7 protein-coding genes and 1 pseudogene are annotated in these 10647 nt (G+C 60.5%); all 8 read left to right on the forward strand.

Annotated features, from left to right (window positions below):
• Positions 1-279: 279 nt before the first annotated feature.
• Complete coding sequence (locus CF70_RS09520; RefSeq protein WP_035863477.1) at positions 280-927, forward strand: hypothetical protein; 648 nt, start codon at positions 280-282, stop codon at positions 925-927.
• Positions 908-2893, forward strand: coding sequence for a helix-turn-helix domain-containing protein (locus CF70_RS09525; RefSeq protein ID WP_035863479.1), 1986 nt, complete (start codon positions 908-910; stop codon positions 2891-2893). The genes CF70_RS09520 and CF70_RS09525 overlap by 20 nt, the downstream gene beginning before the upstream one ends.
• Before the next feature lie 25 nt (positions 2894-2918).
• The gene (locus tag CF70_RS09530; protein WP_035863481.1) at positions 2919-3902 is read left to right on the forward strand and encodes an ATP-binding protein; all 984 of its coding nucleotides are present in this window, start codon (positions 2919-2921) and stop codon (positions 3900-3902) included.
• A gap of 959 nt (positions 3903-4861) precedes the next feature.
• Positions 4862-5548: pseudogene (gene istA / locus CF70_RS09535) on the forward strand (IS21 family transposase); the annotation flags it as partial.
• A 346-nt stretch (positions 5549-5894) separates the two neighbouring features.
• Positions 5895-6401, forward strand: a complete 507-nt coding sequence (locus CF70_RS33775; RefSeq protein WP_051648209.1) for a hypothetical protein — start codon at positions 5895-5897, stop codon at positions 6399-6401.
• A gap of 267 nt (positions 6402-6668) precedes the next feature.
• On the forward strand, positions 6669-8363 hold the full coding sequence (locus CF70_RS09545; RefSeq protein WP_235184973.1) for a hypothetical protein: 1695 nt from the start codon (positions 6669-6671) through the stop codon (positions 8361-8363).
• Positions 8364-8459: 96 nt separating this feature from the next.
• Complete coding sequence (locus CF70_RS09550) at positions 8460-9401, forward strand: ATP-binding protein (protein WP_081862100.1); 942 nt, start codon at positions 8460-8462, stop codon at positions 9399-9401.
• 236 nt (positions 9402-9637) lie between these two features.
• The gene (locus tag CF70_RS09555) at positions 9638-10153 is read left to right on the forward strand and encodes a hypothetical protein (RefSeq protein WP_035863486.1); all 516 of its coding nucleotides are present in this window, start codon (positions 9638-9640) and stop codon (positions 10151-10153) included.
• The last annotated feature ends 494 nt before the right edge of the window (positions 10154-10647 follow it).

Below are 10647 nucleotides of genomic sequence, written 5' to 3' on the forward strand. Positions count from 1 at the left end.
GCAGCAGGTCCTCATGGGTGAGCGACGACAGTGGCTTGCCGTGCTGCAGGACAGCCCACAGCAGCAAGCGCTCGACCTCGCGCCGATAGGCGTAGAACGCAGCAAGTCTGTCACTCCGGAATCCCGTTGGAACCCGCGCCGAATATAGACGCTCGGCCTGTGAGTTGACAATATTGCTTGCACTCCCAGCGAAGCAAAATCGTCAATTCGCATTAGTCCGGATTAATTTCGTCAATTGGCGTCCTAGACTTCGAATCCCGCTCGTAAGGCATTGATCTCATGGAAGATTCTCTGCACATAGCGGAGCCGGTTGCGTTCGTCCGCCCGCGCGGTGCGCACCGCTTCGAAGCCTTCAGTCCGAAGCTGAAGCGGCGGCTGACTTTCTACCGACGCTGTGCGTTCGACCAGTGGGTATTGATCGAATCCGATCCGGTAATCGGCCACTTTTGTGAGCGCCCCGGGTTCATTCAGTTTCGAGGGAGGCGGCACTTAGCAGACTTCCTGGTCTCGTACTCCGATCGTCAAGAGTTGATACTCCTGCCGGATCCAGTGGTCGATGAAGAAGCGAAGGAGGGCCTCGAGTTCCGCGCTGATGTGCTCAATGTCCGGCTAGTCGACGCGACCGAACTGGCAGCATCACGCATCTGGATCGACAACTGGCAGCGCATGCTGCCAAGTATCGTAGCCACGCGAGGTCTCGTGTCGGTGTCACTGCTCGACGCGGTCGAGCGCTTTGTCGCCAGTCCAAAGCCGCTTCTCGCCATCGAGCGCGAGTTCTCGAAGGGCGACCCCGTGCTTGTGCGCGCCGCCATCTTCACCCTACTGCAAACCGGCCGCGTGCATGCCGAGGAATTGCGAACCGACCCATTATCGTGGATGACGAAGTTTGCAGCCGTGGAGGCCGCTCATGATTCGCCGCAAGCCTGAGTTTCAATCAATTGATTTGAGCGCGTGGCCGAGCATAGCGTGGACTGAGCTTGACGTTAAGACGCGCGAGGCCATGAAGCGAAGAATAGAGGCCGTCGAACGCTACGCGCGCGGCGAACGTGTAAAGGACATTGAGAAGGTAACCGGCGTCAACCGTCGACAGATCTATCGGTGGCTCGAGCGAGGCTTGGCTCCGCATCCTGACGGACGCATCTTTGGATTCCGTGCCTTGTCGGCGCACGTGCGCGTCAATGGGTACGTTCGCGTAAGTCCGGTCAATGGCCGACCCAGCGAAGACGGAAGTGGTAAAGCGGGCGCGTTCGCGCTTTTCCTAGAGCGCTTTCCAATGCTCGCGGGGTGGCTGCTCCTCAAAGTAAAGCAGCGTCGCGTCTCGCTTGAACAGGTTCATACCGATGGAAGACTGCAGACACGCTTGGTTGGCCTGCATGCACTGCACTCGGAATTTTTGTGGCAATGCCGGTCCCTCGGTCTGACGGCGGTCGATTATCCCTTCAATACGGATGGCCGTGCCATTCGGTCGCTATCCGCGCGGCTTAAAGTCGAGTTGCTGCGTAGCTTCCGCACAGCGGCACGGGCGGCAGGTGCCACGCATCTGAAGGGGCTGCCTCACTACGATAAGTCAGACAGTCGGCCGGCCACGCGCCCCTATCAGGTCGTGGAGTTCGACGGCCACCGACTCGATCTCCGGCTGAAGGTGGTCGTACGCGATGCATTGGGCTTTGAACATGAGTTCGAAATCGAACGCGTTTGGTTGCTCGCTATCATCGACGTCTGCACGCGTGCGGTGCTGGGCTATCACCTGGCGCTGGGTCGCGAGTATAGCCGCTACGACGTCATTAAAACCATCGAATCGGCCCTGGAACCGCATCGCCCGCGCGATTTCACCATTCCTGGTTTGGTCTACGGGTCGCACGACGGCTTTCCCTCGCAGCGCCTGCCGGAGCTCGCGTACACAACCTGGGAGCGGATAAAGCTTGACAACGCGAAGGCGAACCTCGCCACGGAGACGCTGGACGCGTTGTGCGAATTCCTTGGCTGTTGTGCAGACGCAGGGCCGAAGTACAGCCCCGATGATCGACCCTACATCGAGCGGTTCTTCGGCACGATTGCGAGCAGACTGTCTTCCAGATTGCCTGGTTATACGGGCTCGCATCCACGTGATTTGCGGCGTGCGCTGGCCGATCCCAAGGGAAAGCTACGTTTGTTTGTATCGTTTGACGAGTTGGAGGAGTTGGTCGAATACGCTATCGCGAGCTACAACGGTACCCCGCATGCCAGCCTGAACAACGTCACGCCACTTGAGGCGATGGAGTATTTTATTCGCGGCAGGGAACAGTTATTGACATGGCTGCCCGAACATCGGCGTCGCACGCTGTGCCTGATGCAATCGGCCAGGCGTTGCACAGTGCGCGCATACCTCGACCGGGGCATTCGACCCCACATTAACTTGTATGGCGTGCGCTACACAAGCAGTGTCCTGGCCTGTAGCACGGATCTGATCGGCAAGAGCCTGCTTATCTATCTGAATGTCGATGATCTTCGCTGTGTCCGTGCGTTCCAACCGGACGGCGCTGAGTTGGAGCTCTTGGAGGCGCAAGGGGCATGGGGCGTGATGCGGCACAACCTGAAACTACGCCAGCAAATCAATCAGGAGAAGAAAGACAAGAAGCGGCCGCGTGGGGGAGTCGAGGCGGATCCCATCGCCGACTACGTCGACGGAAAGATGGGGCAGGCAAAGAAGACACGGAAGGCTGCATCCGAACTGGCGGAGGCAAAGCGAATTCTGTCATCCGCGCCGACCGCGCGAACTGCGATGGGGCGGGGAGCATCTGCTGCGCAGCCCACAGCGGACGCAGCTGCAGCGCCGACCGTAGATAAGGCCTCCGAGCCGAAAACACCGACACGTCCGAAGAAACTGAATATTGGTACCGGCCAGGTCTTTTAACGCTGTCACTCGCGTGGGAGTCATCATGTCGCTTCAAATACCGCGTCCGATCGATCCATCGCTGCACCCCTTGGTCACCGGCAACTATCGCATCGCCACGCCGGCCATCGAAGAACTCTACGAATTGGTCACTCGATGTCTGCGCTACAGGATCATGGGCGCGTTGATCTACGGTCCGTCGCGCATCGGGAAGACACGGGCGATCGAATACGTGCGATTGCTGCTGGCACGCAATCACCCACGGATGACCAGCTACCACGCACGATGCGAACACAAGCCCAGGCATGCCGAAGGCCCTTTCTTCGCAAACCTGCTTGAAGCGGTTGGCGATCAGGATCCTAACGCTGGTGCCAACCCGGCCAAACGTATGCGCCTCGCACTGAGGATTCGTGAGGCCGCCGCTCGGGCAGGCAGCGGCACGGTTCTGCTCTTCTGTGATGAGGCGCAGCGCTACAACGACAATGAGTACGAATGGCTGCGCGATGTTCACGATGCGCTGGACCGACAGCAGATCAAGCTATTCACCTTCCTCGTCGGGCAGCAGGAATTGCTCGCTCAGAAATCGGCCATGCAGCTGGCAGGGAAAACTCAAATCGTCGCGCGGCTAATGGTCGAGGAATTGGCCTTCTATGGCATTCGAAATGCGAAGGACGTGGCGACGTGTCTGAGCGGCTATGACGAGACGGCTTATCCTGAGCGTAGCCAATGGAGCTTTACACGATTCTACCTTCCGCAAGCCTTTGATGCTGGTTATCGGCTGGTCAACGATGCCGACGCGCTGTGGGAGGCGTTCGAGACGGCGCACCACAAGGCCAGTTTGCCAGGCAACCTCGAGATCCCAATGGAGTCCTTCGCTCGAGCCGTCGAGATCCTGCTAAAAGACAGCGAGATCAGGGATTGCCCGGGCTACTGTCCCGAAGCAGCGATGTGGGCTCACGCGGTACGGCATTGCGGCTATGTCCAATCACGCCATGCAACCGGACGTGTGCTCGTCTCCGCCGCCTTGTGAGGCGGGAGCGCCGCGCTTCCCTATCCTCACGCTCGATGAGGCAAGGCTCACACCGGCGTTGGGTTACGTGTTCGACAAGAAGTGGATCGAGCCATGGGAATCGCTCGTCTCGATCTTGTGGAAGCTCCAAATGACGAATGCGTTGTCTGGTACGGCTATGATGCGGCTGCTGAGACCGGACCTGAATCCTTACGAGGGTATTCCGCCGCGGCAGGGATTGGTGAATACTGTTCGGTTGAATGAGGCCTTGGGCTTGCCGAAGAAGACGCTCCGCGTGGCACTCATCGAGGAAGCAGAGCAGCGACGCTATTGCGAAGTGCTCCGCTACTGTCGCTTTTGCATGTCACGCGGCTACCACTGCCTCTTGCATCAAATGGCGAGCGCGACTCGATGTCCTGCCCATCGTTACCCCTTGCAGTCCGCCTGTGTACAGTGCGGCCATGAGACACCGTTTTGCTTGACTGTGCAACTTCTCGAGGCACCATATCGTTGCGCGCATTGCCGCGCCCGCTATGGTGGGAAGGGGTGGCGACCTGGCAGTGTTCGGCCCATGAAGCCGGAGTACCGGAAGGCGTTGATGCGGTCATACTTTGAATATGGCTTGGGATGCAAAAGCCTTGGCTAGACGTCCCACAGGCATTGACTTGATCGCGATCACAAGGGGCGGGCGCGCAAGACGTTGACTAGCGTTGTAATGTCCTGTGTTCAAGCCTCCGACCGCGATCGCCAGATGGATGACGACACGGACTTTTTGGCCACTTCGGCGCTTCACACCGCCGGGATTGACACGTTAGCGATCCTTCCGCGGTGACAACTTTCCTTCGCTGAAAGTAAGTCATTGATTTTACTGAGATATGTGCGAATACGACGCCGTCGCCCCGCGGATTGACGACATTGCTTCGGAATCGGTGACGACTTTCCTTTGTTCTACGATTACGGACCAGCAGGTCCGCCTCTTCATGAACAAGCGCAAACATCACACCCAGGAAGTCGCAGCGGCAATGGCCGGCATGAGCGTCCGCACAGCGCGGCGAATCGAGCACGGCGACCATCTGCCGTCGCAGAAGACGCCGCGCACGTGGCGCACTCGTTCCGATCCGTTTTCTGATGTCTGGGACAGCGAGATCGTGCCACTGCTGCGCCACTCGCCCCGGCTCAAGGCCGTCACGTTGCTGGCCAAGCTGCAGGAGGCTCATCCCGATCGGTTCCCCGACAGCATGCGACGCACGCTGGAACGGCGCGTTAGCCAGTGGCGCGCGATGGAGGGCCCCAGCAAGGAGATCTTCTTCCCGCAGGAACACCTGCCCGGCGTGCAGGGTCTGTCGGACTTTACCGACATGCGCGATCTGCACGTGACCATCGCCGGCGCGCCGTTCTGTCACCGGCTGTATCACTTCGTGCTTGCGTTCTCGCACTGGGAATACGCTGGCGTCGTCGAAGGCGGCGAGAGCTTCGAAGCCTTGTCTACTGGCTTGCAGAATGCGCTCTGGCAGGCCGGCGGCTGCCCGCGCGAACATCGCACTGACAGCCTGTCGGCTGCGTTCAAGAACCTGCAGCAGCAAGAGGACTTCACGGCCCGCTACGCCGCGCTGCTCGAGCATTACGGCATGACGGGCACACGCAACAACGTCGGCGTGGCTCACGAGACGTGAAGTGTAGTAAAGATGACACCTCTGGCCGAAAAAAAGATCCCGTAAATTCAACGGTTTAGTGTTACTTGTGTGGGCAGCCGTACCAAGATTACTACTATTTTCCAAGTAGTAATCTTGGTACTACCCGGCAGCAGGAAGTAATGTTGAAACTATCGTAGGTCCCCTGCGTAGTCGCACCTTTACTACAGTGTCTAATCCTCTCGGCCCCGATCTCTCACGACGTTACTGTCAACCGATTGCGTTTGCCGGCCATGGATGGCGGCGACGCATAGAGGTGTTCAGTCCAAAGCTTGGGCGTCGGCTGAGCCTTGGTAGTTACGAGGCTTTCCGAACCTGGCTGATGATTGAAGCCAATCCCGCGATTGAAACGTTCACCGAGCGCCCGGTCCGGTTCGGCGATGCGGGTAGTGCAGTGATTGATTTCTGGGTCCGATTGCGAGAGGCGCCAGCCGGCGAGTTCTGGCTGATTGAGCGTCGTCGCGCTGAAGATGGCAACCAGCCAGGCCCTGACGAACTCACGGCTGAGACCAGTACCTTGCATGGTCTGCAAGTACGCGTCATCCGCCAAACCGAATTGCAGGCCTGGACGGTGCCGATCGCCAACTGGGCGCGCATTGTCCCGTACCTTGTCAGCTACCGACGATTCCACGCCCCCATACTGGAACAGGCCATCGTGGTTTTTCTGAGCGAACCGAGGGCATTGGACGCGGTGCTCGATCACTTTTCCGATCAAGACCCGGGCGGCGTGGAGGCATCGCTCTTTGCCTTGTTGGCATCGGGCCGCGTCGTTAGTCCTGACCTGGCGGTAGCGTCACTGAGCGGAGCCACGCGCTTTCAGCGGGCATAGGGAGTGCAAATGACTGGGCCAACTCGCCGAATCGATCCGAATGCAATTCGTCTGTCGGATTGGCCGCGAATAGACGAGAGCCTTCTTGCTAACGACGCGCGGACCACGTTTGGACAGCGTCGCGACGCGATCGAGGCTTATGCCAGCGGTAGCTCTCTGTTGCACATTTACAGGACGTGGGGCGTCCACCGTTCTACCTTGCAGCGATTAGTCCGCCGCGCAGTAAGTGCGCACCCCGATGGCCGCCTGTGGGGATTCCGAGCCTTGGTGCCGCAGGTCCGGGTGCAGCCGTATGAAAGAAGCAAAGTGCCCCTGGTGTTGGTCCACGGCAAGGCGGGCAACGCTGGGTCCTTTGGACAGCTGCTGCAGCGTCACTGCAGTCTGGCCGAGCAGTTACGCAGAGAGATCGAAGCGGGAAAGGTCGTACTGCAACCTGGCGAGCCAGGCCGCCTGGTTGGCGTCAAGGCAGTGGCGCAACGCTTCCAGCAGGCCTGTCGTGAACTGGGGCTGGGCGCCGGCGACTATCCGCTGAACCAGGTGGACAAGGCCGTTCGATCTTTGGCCCGCACACTCAGAGGCTGGATCCAGGACGATTTTGACCTGGCCGCGCGCGCCGCCGGCCGTCGGATCAAGCCCGCGTCGGCGCTGCGGCGGCTGCCAGAGCGGGGCTCCGCCGATGCGTTCGACACTGTCGAGTTTGACGCCCACAAAATGGACGTGCGCCTGAAGGTGGTCGACAACGACCCCCTTGGGGGTGAACAAAGCTATGAAATCGAGCGTGTCTGGTTGTTGGCCATCATCGACGTGGCCACCCGCTGTGTTCTCGGCTTCAACTTGTCGTTGCAGCGTGAATGTAGTCGCTTTGACGCTATCGAGACGTTCAAACGCGCAGTGACGCCGGCGAAGATGCCGGAACTCACGCTGCCGGGCTTACGCCTGCTGCCTAGCGGTGGGTTCGTTTCGCAGGCCCTGGAACAGACCCGCTACGCCTGCTGGCGACAGATCCGGCTAGACAATGCGCGCGCCCATCTGGCTGCCACCAGCCTCGATGTCGTGTGCGAGGCGTTGGGCTGTGCGGCGGACTTTGGTCCGGCGTACCAGCCCGACGACCGGCCCTTCATCGAGCGATTTTTTGGCACGGTCTCCGCCACGCTCTCGCAGCGACTCCCAGGAGCAATAAAGGGGAGGGATGCGGCACAGCATATTTTGAAACGTCTGCGCGATCCGGCCGATACTCTCCGGTTGCTCGTTACGACTCAGGAGCTGGAGGAACTGCTGCATCTGACGGTATGGAACTACCACGGTACGCCCCATGCTGGCCTGGGTGGTCTCACTCCCCTGGAGATGATGCGCCGGCACGTGCTCGGCATCGGTCGCCAGCCGGTCCGTTTGCGCCTGATTCCGAAGCCTCTCCGTGAGCGTCCCGTACTACTTCACGATCCAGTGTTGTGCCGCGTACATGGCAACCTCGGTCGCGGTGAACGGCCATACATTACTTTTTACCACGTGCGCTACACGAGTGAGCGGCTTGCCAGAAGCAGCGGCTTGATTGGCCAGCGGCTGCGCATTCACTATGACCCGACGGACGTGCGAACGCTATGGGCCTGCACCGAAGATGGACACATGCTAGACGACCTGTTTGCTAGCGGTCAGTGGCGCAACGAGCCGCATTCATTGCGCCTGCGTCAAGAGATCTTCAAGGCCAAGCGCGCTCGCCAGCTCGATTTCGGCCCGGGTGAGAACCCAATCGAGGCCTTCCTCGCGCTCAGACGCAAACAGGCCGGCAAGCGACGGCGCTCGGCCAGCGACATTGCGCAGGTGCAACGTGAACGCCGGACGGCATCACGGCTGGTTCCCACAACCGCTGCGGATGCCGTGACATCTGCACCGCCGCCGACGCCATTGGCTACAGGCCCAGTCAAGGGCAAGGCGCTGCGCATTGCGCGGGGGTACTCACGCTAATTGTAGGCGCGGGTGCGCCGTCGGGCGCGGGCCGGGCCCGTCCGTGACCGGCCACGGTGGGCTGCGATCATTCGATGCCGTTCGCAAGGAGCAGGTATGAACCAAAAGACCATCACGGCTGCGAAAGTTGCGCCACGCCCGCAACCACGAACCAATGCGACACGGATTCGCGCTGCCAGACGCACCTCTCCCACATCCGCAGCAAGCCCAATACAGCTGACGGTCCATAACCATCCCTTGGCACGTCGTCATTACCGCGTGGCGACCGCGGCCATCGAAGCTTTCGTTGACCTCGTCGAGCACTGTGTACGCGTATTGATCCCCGGCGCGCTCATCTACGCTCGCCCACGCATGGGCAAGACCCACGCGATCGATTATTTGGCGCTGCACCTTGCGCGACACCGCGGCGACATTCTCGTGCTGCGCATGTCCTGCGAGCACCACCGCAGCGATTATGAAGGCCCCTTCTTCAGCGCACTGTTGGGTGCAGCTGGCGTGCGGGACCCGCAGCCTAGGACCATCGCGGAGAAGCGCTTCGCCCTAATGCGCCGCCTGAGCGAACAACTGCAGATGCGTTCGGGCCATATCGTGGTGCTCCTGTGCGACGAAGCGCAGCGACTGTCCAAGCATGCGCTGGAGTGGTTGCGCGATGTCCATGACCAACTCGCCTGCCACGGCGTGCGGCTTATCACCTTCCTTGTCGGGCAACCCCAGTTGATGGAGCACAAGGCGCAATACCAACTCGCCGGCGATGAGCAGATCGTGGCGCGCTTCATGATCGAGCAGTTGCACTTCCGTGGCATCACGGACGCGGTGGAAGCGGCAACGTGCTTGGCCAGCTATGACCTGAGCCGCTATCCGGAAGATACCGGCGACACCTTCACCGCCTTTTTCTATCCCGACGCGTACACAGCCGGACTGCGACTGGAACAGTCGGCAGCGGCGCTATGGAACGGGTTCGTGAACGCGCACACTGTCGCACAGTTGGCGGGTCCAGTAGAGATCCCGATGGATTACTTCACCCGAGCCGTGGAGTAGATGTTGCTGAACGGGCCGCAGTGGGACTCATCCGGGTTGGTGCTCGAGCCAGCGCACTGGGAGCGAGCAGTACGGGAGTCGGGTTACGTGGCGGCGCAGCAGACTGTGCGGCTGCAGGTGTAGCGATGGTCCTGCCGATACTTGTGCCGGCGCCAATGCCGGAACCTGAGATAGGTCCTGAGCCAGAACAGGTAGCAGCGAATGATCGCGACGCGCTCATACGATATTGGCGACGAGTGCTGTGGCTGCCGATCCAACCCATAGGCCGCCAGCAGGGCAGGGCGGTGGCCCTGCGCGGCATGAGGTCTGGTGCGATGACAAAAGCCGAATCGTACGATCTGCTTCGCGATTGCGAGCGGCTGACTCGGCTACTACTGCGCCGCTCGTGGGCGAGCCTGCCGCAGCGTGACAGGCGCTGGATCCGCAGCGCTACCCGGGTCTTCGATCCAGACATGCCGATCATCACCGTGGCGCCAGCGCAGACCAACGCTGCTGCCTGGCTGTTTGCGGCGATGCATTGGTGCGGCTGTCGCCATCCCGAGGCCCTTTGGTGCAAGCCGCTGCATCCGCCGACAGGGGTGGTGCGCTGGCTGAGCGGCTTTGACGTGGTCGAACAGAAAGACCATCCGCATGACATCATGACGACGCTGGCGGAAAGGGTAGGGCGCGTCGAACAGCAAAGCCGCAAGCTCGTCAGGGCAATGAGAGCCAGAAAGCGAGTCGTCGCGTTGCTGCCCGAATTGCTGCTCTGAAAGTCGGCTCCAGAGACCAAATCGACGGATCCACGAGATGGTTGCATCTTTACTACGTAAACGTCACATCTTCACTACACTTCACGGCATCGGGCTGCCTCCTTGGGTCGCATGTCCGGACCGTGACTGAATGGGCGCATACGTTCCTCTTGTGTGAGCGTGCGCCGGCCGGGCCCGGCCTGAACCGGATACGGGTCCTGGGGATAGGCATGATGGGAATCCGACCGCGCTCGAAGACGCCACCGAAGCCAGCGCGATCATCGTCAAGGTTCTTCCGGACCGTGAGCGACTGGCCGGCAGGCGCAAAGCCCTGCTCCCGCCCGACGACGGCCTCGCTGCATCCACTAGGGCGCTCCCCCTTTGCGGCCCGGATGCTCCATCCCCGTGCCGAGGTTCGAGGCGAACGCTCTGTGGCGTGAATTTTTCAAAAACGGCAGAGTCGATGAGGCACGGCAGGGCCGCATCGCCCCCCCCATGGGGCGATGGACCGGATG

Source organism: Cupriavidus sp. SK-3 (assembly GCF_000611145.1).
In the GTDB taxonomy this organism is placed as follows: Bacteria; Pseudomonadota; Gammaproteobacteria; order Burkholderiales; family Burkholderiaceae; genus Cupriavidus.

Coding starts and splice junctions, on each gene's coding strand:
- CF70_RS09530 (WP_035863481.1), top strand. CDS start 2,919: ATGTCGCTTCAAATACCGCGTCCGATCGATCCATCGCTGCACCCCTTG.
- CF70_RS09520 (WP_035863477.1), top strand. CDS start 280: ATGGAAGATTCTCTGCACATAGCGGAGCCGGTTGCGTTCGTCCGCCCG.
- CF70_RS09550 (WP_081862100.1), top strand. CDS start 8,460: ATGAACCAAAAGACCATCACGGCTGCGAAAGTTGCGCCACGCCCGCAA.
- CF70_RS33775 (WP_051648209.1), top strand. CDS start 5,895: ATGATTGAAGCCAATCCCGCGATTGAAACGTTCACCGAGCGCCCGGTC.
- CF70_RS09525 (WP_035863479.1), top strand. CDS start 908: ATGATTCGCCGCAAGCCTGAGTTTCAATCAATTGATTTGAGCGCGTGG.